Origin of the sequence: Pelomonas dachongensis, from assembly GCF_043555865.1 — a bacterium.
GTDB lineage: Bacteria > Pseudomonadota > Gammaproteobacteria > Burkholderiales > Burkholderiaceae_C > Pelomonas > Pelomonas dachongensis.
Genome location: NZ_JBIGHY010000002.1, coordinates 605688 through 619431 on the forward strand (window position 1 = coordinate 605688; position 13744 = coordinate 619431).

13 protein-coding genes are annotated in these 13744 nt (G+C 65.9%); 7 read left to right on the top strand and 6 right to left on the bottom strand.

Features of this window, described 5'->3' with window-relative positions; translation table 11 throughout:
* Genes tilS through cysS form a run of 4 tightly spaced genes read right to left on the bottom strand, consistent with a single transcriptional unit; the run spans nucleotide 1 to nucleotide 4268 of the window.
* Nucleotides 1-1305 (bottom strand): tRNA lysidine(34) synthetase TilS, encoded by a 1305-nt coding sequence (gene tilS, locus ACG02S_RS07320; protein WP_394469784.1) that lies wholly within the window; start codon nucleotides 1303-1305, stop codon nucleotides 1-3.
* Nucleotides 1274-2245, bottom strand: a complete 972-nt coding sequence (locus tag ACG02S_RS07325; RefSeq protein ID WP_394469785.1) for an acetyl-CoA carboxylase carboxyltransferase subunit alpha — start codon at nucleotides 2243-2245, stop codon at nucleotides 1274-1276. Before ACG02S_RS07325 ends, tilS begins: the two co-directional genes overlap by 32 nt.
* Nucleotides 2245-2898 carry a DNA-3-methyladenine glycosylase family protein gene (locus ACG02S_RS07330; RefSeq protein WP_394469786.1) on the bottom strand — a complete coding sequence of 218 codons (654 nt, stop codon included), beginning with the start codon at nucleotides 2896-2898 and terminating at the stop codon, nucleotides 2245-2247. The genes ACG02S_RS07325 and ACG02S_RS07330 overlap by 1 nt, the downstream gene beginning before the upstream one ends.
* Nucleotides 2898-4268, bottom strand: a complete 1371-nt coding sequence (cysS, locus tag ACG02S_RS07335) for a cysteine--tRNA ligase (protein WP_394469787.1) — start codon at nucleotides 4266-4268, stop codon at nucleotides 2898-2900. The genes ACG02S_RS07330 and cysS overlap by 1 nt, the downstream gene beginning before the upstream one ends.
* A 124-nt stretch (nucleotides 4269-4392) precedes the next feature.
* Between cysS and ACG02S_RS07340 the strand changes: the two genes are divergently transcribed.
* Genes ACG02S_RS07340 through ACG02S_RS07360 form a run of 5 tightly spaced genes read left to right on the top strand, consistent with a single transcriptional unit; the run spans nucleotide 4393 to nucleotide 7492 of the window.
* A complete protein-coding gene (locus tag ACG02S_RS07340) occupies nucleotides 4393-4914 on the top strand; it encodes a tetratricopeptide repeat protein (RefSeq protein ID WP_394469788.1) in 522 nt (173 codons plus the stop codon).
* 7 nt (nucleotides 4915-4921) lie between these two features.
* On the top strand, nucleotides 4922-5482 hold the full coding sequence (locus tag ACG02S_RS07345) for a peptidylprolyl isomerase (RefSeq protein WP_394469789.1): 561 nt from the start codon (nucleotides 4922-4924) through the stop codon (nucleotides 5480-5482).
* Complete coding sequence (locus ACG02S_RS07350) at nucleotides 5479-5976, top strand: peptidylprolyl isomerase (protein WP_394469790.1); 498 nt, start codon at nucleotides 5479-5481, stop codon at nucleotides 5974-5976. Before ACG02S_RS07345 ends, ACG02S_RS07350 begins: the two co-directional genes overlap by 4 nt.
* 35 nt (nucleotides 5977-6011) lie before the next feature.
* Nucleotides 6012-6719, top strand: coding sequence for a UDP-2,3-diacylglucosamine diphosphatase (locus ACG02S_RS07355; protein WP_394469791.1), 708 nt, complete (start codon nucleotides 6012-6014; stop codon nucleotides 6717-6719).
* The gene (locus ACG02S_RS07360) at nucleotides 6719-7492 is read left to right on the top strand and encodes a M90 family metallopeptidase (protein ID WP_394470150.1); all 774 of its coding nucleotides are present in this window, start codon (nucleotides 6719-6721) and stop codon (nucleotides 7490-7492) included. Before ACG02S_RS07355 ends, ACG02S_RS07360 begins: the two co-directional genes overlap by 1 nt.
* Nucleotides 7493-8070: 578 nt before the next feature.
* Here ACG02S_RS07360 and clpA read toward each other — a convergent pair.
* Together clpA and clpS are read right to left on the bottom strand one after the other, a co-directional pair.
* Complete coding sequence (gene clpA / locus ACG02S_RS07365; protein WP_394469792.1) at nucleotides 8071-10398, bottom strand: ATP-dependent Clp protease ATP-binding subunit ClpA; 2328 nt, start codon at nucleotides 10396-10398, stop codon at nucleotides 8071-8073.
* Nucleotides 10395-10787, bottom strand: a complete 393-nt coding sequence (clpS, locus tag ACG02S_RS07370; RefSeq protein ID WP_394469793.1) for an ATP-dependent Clp protease adapter ClpS — start codon at nucleotides 10785-10787, stop codon at nucleotides 10395-10397. Before clpS ends, clpA begins: the two co-directional genes overlap by 4 nt.
* Nucleotides 10788-10967: 180 nt before the next feature.
* Here clpS and ACG02S_RS07375 point away from each other — a divergent pair, with 180 nt between their 5' ends.
* Nucleotides 10968-11213 carry a cold shock domain-containing protein gene (locus ACG02S_RS07375; RefSeq protein WP_394469794.1) on the top strand — a complete coding sequence of 82 codons (246 nt, stop codon included), beginning with the start codon at nucleotides 10968-10970 and terminating at the stop codon, nucleotides 11211-11213.
* A gap of 203 nt (nucleotides 11214-11416) precedes the next feature.
* Nucleotides 11417-13651, top strand: coding sequence for an NADP-dependent isocitrate dehydrogenase (locus tag ACG02S_RS07380; protein ID WP_394469795.1), 2235 nt, complete (start codon nucleotides 11417-11419; stop codon nucleotides 13649-13651).
* Nucleotides 13652-13744: the final 93 nt, after the last annotated feature.

The window sequence follows — 13744 nt, forward strand, 5'->3', positions numbered from 1 at the left end:
TTAGGCAGGGTTGCGCGCTGCGCCTTCGCTCTGGAGCAAGGCTGAGTCCTCCAACCAGCGCAAGGAAAGCTGCGGCTCATCTTGATCCGCGAAGGCACGCGCGTCCACGCCCAAGCCGGCGACGGCAATAAGACGCCCCTCGCCGTCCAGCAGCAACGGCCCGCCACGTCGCCATGGCGGCAATCCTGCCTCCTGACAGGCCTTCTTCAGGCTGCGCGGCACGGAAGTCGGCGCACGCTGGAACTGATCGGCAGACGCGCGGGCACGCTGCGTCAGGCAGACAAGACGAGCGGGTGCGATGCCGATCGGCGCGGCTTCCACGAGCCAGCCTCCCCGCCAACCGGGCTGCGGATGCAGGCCGGGTCGACTCAGATCGACGAGACTCGCTGGCGGCGCTTCGACGGCGCCGTCGAACCAGAACAGTCCGTCGCGGTAGGCATGCAACTCGCCACCAGGGGCCGGCCACATCGCCGGCGAACCCGGTCGCCACTCCTCCAGCAGTCGCGCCACCAGGCTGGCCGGCGCCTGGGTGTGGCGCGACAGCCAGGCGCGCAGCGCGTTGCTGGCACGCGCCGGCGACAGCCGTGTCAGTGCCGGCAGGTCCAGGCGCTCCCCGGGCGCCAGGCCGGCGAGATCCTGCTTGGCGACCTCGGCCGCCAGCGCGGCCGCCTGCTGCGCCCAGCGTGCTGCCTGGGCCAGCCCGGCCTCCCCGCCTGGAAAGGCCGGCCACAAGGTTTGACGCAGCCGGTTGCGGGCCAGCCTCGCGTCTGCATTGCTCGGGTCCTCGATCCAGCGCAAACCGTGTTGCTCGGCATAAGCGAGGATCCGCGCGCGCGGCTGATCCAGCCAGGGGCGCGCCCAGCACAGGCCATCGCGCCAGTGCATGCGAGGCATGGCCGCGAGCCCAGCCACGCCCGCGCCGCGCATCGCCTGCAGCACGAAAGTTTCGGCCTGGTCCTGCCGGTGGTGCGCCAGCAGCAGCAGGTCCGCGCCGGCCGCCGTCGCCATATCGTGCAGCGCCTGATGCCGGCCGCTGCGGGCCCACGCCTCGATGCTGTCGCCGCGCGCCGGTGCGCCGGTCAGTCGTGTGCTGGCGAAGCAGGCACCAAACTCAGCCGCCACACGCTCGCAGTGCACGACCCAGTCGTCCGCCTGCGGCTGCAGCCCGTGGTGAACATGCAGCGCCAGCACCCGCGCACCCGAGCGGGTCGCCACGTGCAGCAGCGCAGTGGAGTCGAGGCCGCCGCTGAAGGCGACAGCGACCCGGTCAGTCTCAACGATTCTTCGTGTCGCTGAAGCGGCCATAGGCCTGGACGCGCTCGTAGCGACGGTCCAGTAGCTCGCGGGTCTTCAGGTCGCTGACCTGGCGCAGCGCGTCGGACAGCGCACGCTTCAGGTTGGACGCCATCTGCTTGGGGTCGCGATGCGCGCCACCCACCGGCTCGTTGACGATCTTGTCGATCAGGTTCAGCGCCTTCAGGCGATGCGCCGTGATGCCCAGCGCCTCGGCCGCGTCGGACGCGCGCTCGCTGCTCTTCCACAGAATGGAGGCGCAGCCCTCGGGCGAGATGACGGAATAGGCCGCGAACTGCAGCATCAGCACCTGGTCGGCCACACCGATGGCCAGCGCGCCGCCCGAGCCCCCTTCGCCGATGACGGTGGCGATGATTGGCACTTCCAGTTGCGCCATCTCGAAGATGTTGCGACCGATGGCTTCGCTCTGGCTGCGCTCCTCGGCCCCGATGCCGGGGTAGGCACCCATGGTGTCGATGAACGTGAACACAGGCAGACCGAACTTCTCGGCCAGCTTCATCAGACGCAGGGCCTTGCGGTAGCCTTCGGGGCGCGGCATGCCGAAGTTGCGCAGCGTGCGCTCCTTGGCGTCACCACCGCGCTGGTGGCCGATGATCATGCAGGGCTGGCCGTTGAAGCGCGCGATGCCGCCCACGATGGCGGCGTCGTCGGCGAAGTGGCGGTCACCGTGCAGTTCCTGGAACTCTGTGAAGACCTCTTCACAGTAGTCCAGCGTCTGCGGTCGTTGCGGGTGGCGGGCCACCTGATACACCTGCCACGGCGCGACGTTGGAATAGACCTCCTTCGTCAGCTGCTGGCTTTTCTTCGAGAGGCGGTCGATCTCCTCGGAGATGTCGACGGCGGACTCGCTCTGCACGTAGCGCAGTTCTTCGATCTTGGTCTCGAGCTCGGCAATGGGCTGCTCGAATTCCAGAAAGTGTTTCTTGCTCATCAGTAGTCCACAGGTAGCGGATCGAGGCTTCTCCAAATGTACCAAACGGCCACGGAGCGGTACGGCGCCCAGGCGTCGCCCACTTCGCGGGCTTCGGCACGCGAGACGGGCTCGCCGGAGAAGTAATTTTGGCTGATGCCCTTCAACAGGCCGACGTCGTCCAGCGGCATCACGTTGGGGCGCATCAGGTGAAAAATGAGGAACATCTCGGCCGTCCAGCGGCCGATGCCGCGGATGGCGACCAGTTCTTCGATGATGGCTTCGTCGTCCATCTGCGCCCACTGGCGCACATGGACCTGGCCCGAATCGAAGTGCTCGGCCAGATCGCGCAGGTACTCGACCTTGCGGGCTGACAATCCGGCGGCCCGCTGCTCGTCAAAGCCCAGCGCCAGCACGGCCAGCGGCTGGAATTTTGGCATCAGGTCGACCCAGCGCCCCCAGACCGACTGGGCGGCCTTCACCGAAATCTGCTGGCCGACGATGGAGCGCGCCAGCGTCGCAAACGCGTCGCCGCGGCTTTGCAGGCGGGCCTCGCCAAACTGGGGGATGAGCTTCTTCATGACCCGGTCGCGCTTGGCCAGGTGCTTGCAGGCCTCGTCCCAATAGGGCGGGACCACTTCAGGCACGACCTCGGCAGGCGTCTTCGATGACATCAGCTCTTCACCCAGGTCGTGCCCCCGGCACTGTCCTTCAGCGTGATGCCCCTGGCCGTCAGCTCGGCACGGATCGCATCGGCACCGGCAAAGTCCCGAGCGGCCTTGGCAGCAGCGCGGGCGGCGATGCGCTCCTCGATCCAGGTCGCGTCGTCACCCGACCCGCCCTGCAAGTAGTTGCGGGGGGCCTGCTGCAACACGCCCAACACGCCGGCCAGCGCCTTCAACAGGCCGGCCCTCTGCGGCGAGCGGTCGCGGTTCACCTCGTTGACCAGGTCGAACAGCACGGCCACGGCGCCCGGAGTGCCGAAGTCCTCGTCCATCGCGGCCTTGAAGGCGGCGGCGCTGGGCTCGGTCCAGTCGATGGCGACCTCGGCGGGATGCACCGCATCCAGCGCCGTGTACAGGCGCGTCAGCGCCGTACGGGCGTCTTCCAGGTGCGAGTCGCTGAAGTTGAATGGGCGGCGATAGTGCGTGCGCAGCATGAAGAAACGCAGCGTCTCGCCGTCGAACTTCTGCAGCACGTCGCGGATGGTGAAGAAGTTGCCCAGGCTCTTGGACATCTTCTCGCCATCGACATTCAGGAAGCCGTTGTGCAGCCAGTACTTCGCGAAGTCATAGCCGGCACCCTGGCTCTGCGCAATCTCGTTCTCGTGGTGCGGGAACTGCAGGTCGGCACCGCCGCCGTGGATGTCGAAGCTCTCACCCAGCAGCGCGCAGCTCATCGCTGAACACTCGATGTGCCAGCCCGGGCGGCCTTCGCCGAAGGGGGCAGCCCATTTGGCGTCGGCGGGCTCGTCGGCCTTGGCGGCCTTCCACAGCACGAAGTCCAGCGGGTCGAGCTTGCCGTCATCCACCGCCACGCGCTCGCCGGCGCGCAGGTCGTCCACACTCTTGCCGCTGAGCTTGCCGTAGCCCGCGAACTTGCGCACGGCGTAGTTCACGTCGCCGCCCTCGGCACGGTAGGCCAGACCGCGCGCCTCCAGCCGTTCGATCAGCGACAGCATCTGCGGCACGTACCCGGTCGCGCGCGGCTCGTGGTCCGGTCGCAGCAGGCCCACTGCGGCGAAATCCTCGTGCATCGCGGCCGTCATTTCCTCGGTGAGCTGGCGGATGGTCATGCCACGCTCCACGGCACGCCTGATGATCTTGTCGTCGATGTCCGTCACGTTGCGCACATAGGTCACCTGGTACCCGCTGGCGCGCAGCCAGCGGTAGATGACGTCGAACGCCATGTTCATGCGCAGATGGCCCATGTGGCACAAGTCGTAGACCGTGATGCCGCACACATACATGCGCACCTGGCCAGGCACGAGCGGCTGAAAGTCTTCGAGATTGCGACTGAGGGAGTTGTGGACGCGCAGGGACATGTGAAGCAAAAACGTGGGGCAGAGCCACCAACAAGAAGCCCCGCACCGGGACCGACCAGGCGGGGCTCATAGAATGAATTCAGTATAGCGGCCACCCCCAAGGCCCCTCCCCGCTACAACCCTCATGCGCCTGCCCCTCACCTCCCTCGCGCTGCTGTTCGCGCTGGCCACGCCGCCCGTGTTCGCAGACGACCTGGCCAGCGCCCAACGCCTGTGGCTGGCCGGCCAGAAGACGCAGGCCGCCGACCTGGTTGCGCAAGCCCTGACCCGCACCCCGGACGATCTCCAGCTGCGCTTCGCGCTGGGCGTCATGCAGATGGAGCTGGGTGAGCGTGCCAAGGCCCAGGCACTGTTCACGCAGCTGACGCAAGACTTCCCGGACCTGGCCGACCCATTCAACAACCTCGCCGTGCTGCACGCCGCCGCCGGCGACCTTGACGCCGCCCAGGCAGCGCTGCAACAGGCGCTGCGCCTGCAGCCCGAGCACGCCCAGGCGCTGGAGAATCTGGGCGATGTGCTGGTGCGGCTCGCACTGCGCGCCTACCAGCGCGCCCAGAAGGCCAGCGTCGCGCCCGGCGATGCACTAGCCGGCAAGATCAGCCGCACGCTGGACCTGGCCGGCCCCCTCAAACAGATGACACGCTGAGGTCACCATGACAAAGATTGCTCTCCTGTTCGCCACACTGCTGGCGGCCACCGGCGCGTCGGCGCAGACCGTGAAGCTGCAGACATCCGAAGGCGACATCCGCATCGAGCTGAACGCCGAGAAGGCGCCCAAGTCAGTCGCTAACTTCCTTCAGTACGTGAAGGCCGGCCACTACAACGGCGTCATCTTCCACCGCGTCATTCCCAACTTCATGGTGCAGACCGGTGGCTATGACGCCAAGCTGAAGCAGCGCCCGACCAAGCCGCCCATTCCGCTGGAGTCAGGTAACGGCCTGCTCAACCTGCGCGGAACGGTCGCTATGGCGCGCACCGGCGACCCCAACTCGGCGACGTCGCAGTTCTTTGTCAACGTTGTCGACAATATTTTCCTCGACGCCGACGTCGGCCGCACAGGCACCGGCTACGCCGTCTTCGGTCAGGTCGTCGAGGGCATGGAAGTCGTCGACAAGATCCGTGCCGCGGAAACCAAAGCGGTGGGCGTGTTCGAGAACCTACCCATCAAGCCCGTCTTCATCACCAAGGCTCTGATCGAGCCTGCCAAAAAATGAGCCAAGTCAAACTCACCACCAACCACGGCGACATCCTCATCGAACTGGACGCCGAGAAGGCGCCGCTGTCCGTCGCCAACTTCCTCAGCTATGTGCGCAGCGGCCACTACGACGGCACGGTGTTCCACCGCGTCATCAAGGGCTTCATGATCCAGGGCGGCGGCTTCCAGCCTGGCATGACGCAGAAGTCGACCGAAGCGCCGATCCAGAACGAGGCCAACAACGGCCTGAAGAACGCCCATTACACGCTGGCGATGGCACGCACCAATGCGCCGCACTCCGCCACCGCGCAGTTCTTCATCAACACCACCAACAACGGCTTCCTGGACTTCAAGTCCGAATCGCCGTCGGGCTGGGGCTATGCCGTGTTCGGCAAGGTCGTCGAGGGCCAGGACGTGGTCGACAAGATCGAGAAGGTCAAGACGGCTGGCCGCGGCGGCCACGGCGACGTGCCCGTCGATGACGTCGTCATCGAGAAGGCCGTCGAGGTTTGATCCACACGCTGACGGCCCCGGTGCGGTGGCAGCAGGTGGACCTGCTGTCCGATCTGCACCTCGGGCCGGACACGCCGGGCACGCTGGCCCGGCTAGAACAGCATTTCGCCGAGACGCCCGCTCAGGCAGTGCTACTGCTCGGCGATATCTTCGAAGTCTGGGTCGGCGACGATGCGCGCCATGAGCCGTTTGAAGCGGGCATCGTGGCGATGCTGCATGCCGCAAGCCGGCAACTGGACCTGTTCTTCATGTCCGGCAACCGCGACTTCCTCGTAGGCCCCGATCTGCTGGCCGCTGCCGGCATGACCGCCCTGCCCGATCCCACCGTGCTGGATGCTTTCGGCCAGCGCTGGCTGCTCGCCCATGGCGACGCGCAATGCGTGGCCGACACGGCCTACCAGACCTGGCGCGCAACCAGCCGCTCTGCCGCGTGGCAGGCGGACTTCCTCGCCAAACCACTGGCGGACCGGCAGGCCTTCGGTCGCCAGGCACGAGCGCAGAGCCGCGCGTCACAGGCGGCGCAGTTGATGGGCACCGACCTCGATGGCCCGACCTGCGGCAGGCTCCTGCATGAGGCGGATGCGACCACGCTGATTCACGGCCACACGCACCGGCCAGCCGTCCACGACCTGGGCGACGGCCTGCAACGTGTCGTGCTGTCGGACTGGGATCTGGAGGGCCCCTCGGCTCGCGGCGACGTGATCCGCCTGTCCGCGGCCGGCCTGCAACGCGTGCCGCTGTGATCCTCAAGGCCATCAAGGGCTGGCGCGAACAGCGCGCCATCGAACGCCACGCCATCCCCGATTCGCTGTGGCAGCTGACGCTGCTGCGCTATCCCTTCCTGGCCCGGCGCAGCGACGACGACCTCGCCGAGCTGCGGCGGCTGTGCAGCCTCTTCCTGTCGGCCAAGGAATTCCACGGCGTCAACGGCTTCGAGGTGACCGACGAAGTCGCCGTGGCCGTGGCCGCTCAGGCCTGTCTGCCGGTGCTGCGGTTGGGCCTGTCCTGGTACGACGGCTTCGTCGGCATCGTCATGCACGAGGGTGAGGTCGTCGCGCAGCGCAGCGTCCAGGACGACGATGGCATCGTCCACGAGTACGACGAGGAGCTGGCCGGCGAAGCCATGGAGGGCGGCCCGCTGATGCTGAGCTGGAACGCGATCGCGGTCAGCAACGACCCGACGCAGTTTGGCAAGGACGAGGTGTTCAACGTGGTCATCCACGAGTTCGCCCACGTCATCGACATGCGCGACGGCCTGGCCGACGGCGTGCCGCCGCTGGATGCGGCCGAGCGCGAGGGCTGGATCGCCACCATCGACGCGGAATGGGAGAAGTTCTGCGCGCGCATCGACGCCGGTGAGGACACGCTGATCGATCCCTACGGCGGCGAGGCCGTCGAGGAATTCTTCGCGGTAGCCGTCGAAGCCTTCTTCGTCGCACCGGCCGCCATGCGGGCCGACGCGCCGGCGATGTACGACCTGCTCACCGGCTTCTTCAGACAGAACCCGGCAGGTTGAATCGGGAACCATTTCGGCTCCGCCCTTCCCACACCACCTGGCATGCGGGTCCGCACCAGGCGGTTCGAGAGCTTGAGGTCATGAGAGCCGGGGAAGGCCCAGTCGGTCAAAGTAGCTGATGGTCAGGCATGGCCTTTGACATCCCCATGTCCTCGCTCACTTGCTCTCGTTCGGTCCTTCGCCTCTCGCTGGCGGCCTCAGCGGTTCCGCTACCCGGCTACTACGACCTCTGCTGCCACCTCGCTGCGGCATGGCCGTCGCCCTTCAGGCGTGAGGCGAGGCTTTCTCAGGCAAGACACGCACTCCTTCACTGCACAACCGCCGGATCTACACCGCTTCGCCTTGATCACGAGAGCTTCGCAGTTCGTTGCCCGCTCGCCCTGCTTGGCAGTGCCTTCTATCCGGTTCTTGTCCATCGGCTCGCAGCTTCGCTCCACGCTTCCTCCCCACACTCGCTCGCCCTCGTGCAGTTGCGCTTCGCTTCGTCCGCTGTGATCAACTTACGGCGGGACTTGCACCCGTGAGAGTGCGCTCATGCTGAGCGCACAAGGAAAAGGGACGCCGAGGCGTCCCTTGCTTCAGGCCGTGGCGGGTTCCGCCTTCGGCTTGCCGTCCTTGCTGGGCTTGGGCGGCGTCGGCTGGATGTCCAGCACCGTCTCGCCCTTGTCGTCCACGTCCACGCTGAGCCGACCGCCATCCACCAGCTTGCCGAACAACAGTTCGTCGGCCAGCGCGCGGCGAATCGTGTCCTGGATCAGGCGCTGCATCGGCCGCGCGCCCATCAGCGGATCGAAGCCCTTCTTGGCGAGCTGCTTGCGCAGTGCGTCGGAGAAGCTGACCTCGACCTTCTTCTCCTGCAGCTGGCTTTCCAGCTGCAGCAGGAACTTGTCGACCACGCGCAGGATGATTTCCTCGTCCAGCGGACGGAACGACACGATGGCGTCCAGGCGGTTGCGGAACTCCGGCGTGAACAGACGCTTGATGTCGGCCATCTCGTCGCCCTGCTGGCGCGACGTGGTGAAGCCGATGGTCGACTTGTTCAGCGCCTCCGCCCCCGCGTTCGTCGTCATGATGATGATGACGTTGCGGAAGTCGGCCTTGCGCCCGTTGTTGTCGGTCAGCGTGCCGTGGTCCATGACTTGCAGCAGCACGTTGAAGACGTCCGGGTGGGCCTTCTCGATCTCGTCCAGCAACAACACGGCGTGCGGCTTCTTCGTGACGGCCTCGGTCAGCAGGCCGCCCTGGTCGAAGCCCACGTAGCCCGGAGGCGCGCCGATCAGGCGGCTGACGGCATGGCGTTCCATGTACTCCGACATGTCGAAGCGGATCAGCTCGATACCCAGGATGTAGGCGAGCTGCTTGGCCACTTCCGTCTTGCCGACGCCTGTAGGCCCGCTGAACAGGAAAGAGCCCACCGGCTTGTCAGGCCGGCCCAGACCCGAACGCGCCATCTTGATGGCGGCGGCGAGCGCGTCGACAGCCGGGTCCTGACCGAACACCACGCTCTTCAGGTCGCGGTCCAGCGTCTTGAGCTTGCTGCGGTCGTCGCTGTTGACCGACGCCGGCGGGATGCGCGCGATCTTGGCGACGATGTCTTCCACCTCGACACGCGTGATGGTCTTCTTCTGCTTGCTCTTGGGCAGGATGCGCTGCGCGGCGCCAGCCTCGTCGATGACGTCGATGGCCTTGTCCGGCAGGTGGCGGTCGTTGATGTACTTGGCCGACAGCTCCGCCGCGGCCTGCAGCGCGCCCAGCGCGTACTTGACCGAGTGGTGCTCCTCGAACCGGCTCTTCAAGCCCTTCAGGATCTCGATGGTCTGCTCCACCGACGGCTCGGCCACGTCGACCTTCTGGAAGCGCCGACTCAGCGCCGCGTCCTTCTCGAAGATGCCTCGATACTCGGTGAACGTGGTCGCGCCGATGCACTTCATCGCGCCGCTGGACAACGCCGGCTTCAGCAGGTTGCTGGCGTCCAGCGTGCCGCCCGACGCCGCACCAGCGCCGATCAGCGTGTGGATCTCGTCGATAAACAGCACCGCGTTGGGTTGTTCCTTCAGCGCCTTCAACACGCCCTTCAAGCGCTGCTCAAAGTCACCGCGGTACTTGGTGCCCGCCAACAGCGCGCCCATGTCCAGCGAGTAGACGATTGCATCAGCCAGTACCTCGGGCACCTCGCCTTCAGTGATGCGCCAGGCCAGGCCCTCGGCGATGGCGGTCTTGCCCACGCCGGCCTCGCCGACCAGCAGCGGGTTGTTCTTGCGGCGGCGGCACAGCACCTGCACAACGCGCTCCACCTCGGCCTCGCGGCCGATCAGCGGGTCGATCTTGCCGTCCTTGGCGTGCTGGTTCAGGTTTTGCGTGTACTGCTCCAGCGGCGACGCCTTGCTGGCCCCGCCCTCGCCTTCCTCGCGCTCGCCTTCCTGCTGGCCCTGGCCCTGACCCTCGGGGCCCTTGGGGGGCTCGGGGTCGGTCTTCTTGATGCCGTGGGCGATGAAGTTGACGACGTCCAGGCGCGTGACGCCCTGCTGGTGCAGGTAGTACACGGCGTGCGAATCCTTCTCGCCGAAGATGGCGACGAGCACGTTGGCGCCGGTCACTTCCTTCTTGCCGCTGCCGGTGCTCTGCACATGCATGATGGCCCGCTGGATGACGCGCTGGAAGCCGAGCGTGGGCTGAGTGTCCACCTCGTCGCTGCCGCCCACCATCGGCGTGTTCTCCTTGATGAACTGCGTCAGGCTCTTGCGCAGGTCGTCCAGGTTGGCCGCGCAGGCTCGCAGCACCTCCGCGGCGCTGGGGTTGTCGAGCAGCGCGAGCAGCAGGTGCTCGACGGTGATGAATTCGTGCCGCTGCTGGCGCGCCTCGACGAACGCCATGTGCAAACTGACTTCAAGCTCTTGCGCAATCATGCGGCCTCCATAATGCACTGCAGGGGGTGGCCGGCGCGCCGGGAGGCGGCCAGTACCAGCTCCACCTTCGTGGCAGCAACGTCCTTGGTGAACACACCGCAGACACCGCGACCCTCGTGGTGGATTTTGAGCATGATCTGCGTCGCCGTATCGAGGTCGTGCCGGAAAAATTCCTGCAAAACCATGACAACAAACTCCATCGGCGTGAAATCGTCGTTCAGCAGCAGAACCTGATAGAGCCGCGGCGGCTCGGTTTTCTGGGTCTGGCGCTCGACGACCACGGCCCCTTCGCCCTCGTCACGGCCCGGCTTCGGCGGCGGCGCGGGTGGTGGCGGAGTCGAATGGTTTCGCGGCGGCAAAACGAGGTACACGGCGGGGTACACAGACATGCGTTGATTCTATCGAGCGGGGGTATTCCCCCGCTCGATGCCGGGCAGTTGGCGACGCTTGCCTGAATTGCAAGCATCCCCGGGTGAACCCGGCCGGGAAGGTCCCGAATTGACGCTATTTCCTGCGCTACCAAAATTCCGCCAGCCTCCTCGGGAGGTGCCACAACAATGGAGACAAACATGGCACTGGGCAAAGTCAAGTGGTTCAACGATGCCAAGGGCTTTGGATTCATCGAGCCGGAAGCCGGTGGTGAGGACATATTCGCCCATTTTTCGGCGATCCAGATGGAAGGCTTCAGAACGCTGAAGCAGGGCAGCCAGGTGCAGTTCGAGCTGGTGCAGGGCCCCAAGGGCCAGCTGGCGCAGAACATCACGCCGATGGAGGCCGCCCGCGCGGCCATGGAGGCCCAACCGCTCGCTTCCTGAAATCCCTGCTGCGGGCCGTCTGGCCCGCACCGCAAGCCCCGTGGCCCGACAGTCCACGGGGCTTTTGCGTTGGTGCGGGCTGCATGCAGCCTCGGCGAAGGCTCCTGCAGCGCCGGTTGCGAGCGGCTTGCTAGAGTTCGGGCCTTGCGCGCGGCCGCGAGGCCGCCGCGCTGCCGAGATTCGACATTCACCGGAACACCTTCATGACCGCCGAAACGCCCAAGATCGTCTATACCCTGACCGACGAAGCCCCCCGCCTGGCCACCGCCTCGCTGCTGCCGGTCGTCCAGCGCTTTGCCGCGCAGGCCGGCATCGATGTCGTCACCAGCGACATCTCCGTGGCCGGCCGCATCCTGGGGCAGTTCCCGGAACTGCTGAGTGAAGAGCAGCGCGCACCCGACAACCTAGCGGCGCTGGGTAAGCTGACGCTGAAGCCGGAAGCGAACATCATCAAGCTGCCCAACATCAGCGCCTCCGTGGCTCAATTGAAGGCTGCGATCAAGGAGCTGCAGGACAAGGGCTACAAGATCCCGGACTTCCCCGAGAAGCCCGAGACCGCCGAGCAGAAGGACATCCGCGCCCGCTACAACAAGTGCATCGGCTCGGCCGTGAACCCGGTTCTGCGCGAGGGCAACTCCGACCGCCGCGCGCCCAAGGCGGTCAAGGCCTACGCCCGCAAGAACCCGCACCGCATGGACCCGTGGAGCCAGGCTTCGCGCTCGCACGTGTCGCACATGCATGACGGAGACTTCTATCACGGTGAAAAGTCGCTGACGCTGGACCGCGCGCGCAGCGTGAAGATGGAGCTGCTTACGAAGAGCGGCAAGACCATCGTGCTCAAGCCCAAGGTCGACTTGCTGGATCGCGAGGTCGTCGACTCCATGTTCATGAGCAAGAAGGCGCTGTTGGCCTTCTATGAACAGGAGATCGAGGATGCGCGCAAGACCGGTGTGATGTTCTCACTGCACGTGAAGGCCACCATGATGAAGGTGTCGCACCCCATCGTGTTCGGCCACTGCGTGAAGATCTTCTACAAGGAAGCCTTCGAGAAGCACGCCAAGCTGTTCGAGGAACTGGGGGTCAACGTCAACAACGGCATGGTGGACCTGTACACCAAGATCGCCACCCTGCCCGCCAGTAAGCAGGAAGAGATCAAGCGCGACCTGCACGCCTGCCACGAGCACCGCCCGGAACTGGCGATGGTGGACTCGGCCAAGGGCATCACCAACTTCCACTCGCCCAACGACATCATCGTGGACGCCTCCATGCCGGCCATGATCCGCAGCGGCGGCAAGATGTACGGTGCCGACGGCCGCCTGAAGGACGTGAAGGCCGTGATGCCGGAGTCGACCTTCGCCCGCATTTACCAGGAGATCATCAACTTCTGCAAGTGGCACGGTGCGTTCGACCCGAAGACCATGGGCACGGTGCCGAACGTCGGCCTGATGGCCCAGCAGGCCGAAGAGTACGGCTCGCACGACAAGACGTTTGAGATCACGGAAGACGGCGTCGCGAACATCACCGACCTGGAAACGGGTGAAGTGCTGCTGAGCCAGAACGTCGAGCAGGGCGACATCTGGCGCATGTGCCAGTGCAAGGACGCAGCCATCCGCGACTGGGTCAAGCTGGCGGTCAACCGCGCGCGCAACTCCGGCATGCCGGTGGTCTTCTGGCTGGACAGCTACCGCCCGCACGAGGCGCAGCTGATCCGCAAGGTCAAGATGTACCTTCACGAGCACGACACGACCGGCCTGGACATCCAGATCATGAGCCAGGTCCGCGCCATGCGTTACACGCTGGAGCGCGTGATCCGCGGCCTGGACACCATCAGCGCCACCGGCAACATCCTGCGCGACTACTTGACCGACCTGTTCCCCATCATGGAACTGGGCACCTCCGCCAAGATGCTGTCCATCGTGCCACTGATGGCCGGCGGCGGCATGTACGAGACGGGCGCTGGCGGCTCGGCGCCAAAGCACGTGCAGCAACTCGTGGAGGAAAACCACCTGCGCTGGGACTCGCTGGGTGAGTTCCTCGCGCTGGCCGTCAGCCTGGAAGAACTGGGCCTGAAGACCGGCAACGCCAAAGCCAAGGTGCTGGCCAAGGCGCTGGACGCAGCCACCGGCAAACTGATGGACAACGGCAAGGGTCCCAGCCCCAAGACCGGCGAGATCGATAACCGCGGCAGCCACTTCTACCTGACGCTGTACTGGGCTCAGGAACTGGCCGCCCAGACCGAGGACGCCGATCTGGCCGCACGCTTCAAGCCGCTGGCGGAAACGCTGGCCACCAACGAGGCCAAGATCGCCGACGAGCTGAAGGCCGTACAAGGCAAGCCGGTGGACATCGGCGGCTACTTCCTGCCGGACGCTTCCAAGCTGGACGTGGTGATGCGCCCCAGCGCCACGTTCAATGCGGCGCTGGACAAGCTCGCCTGAGCGGCCACGCGACCATGACGACGGGCGCCGCTGGCGCCCTTTTTTCTGCTCGGGCTGCCTTTGCTGCTGGCGCGCCGAATGACTTTCGCAAGA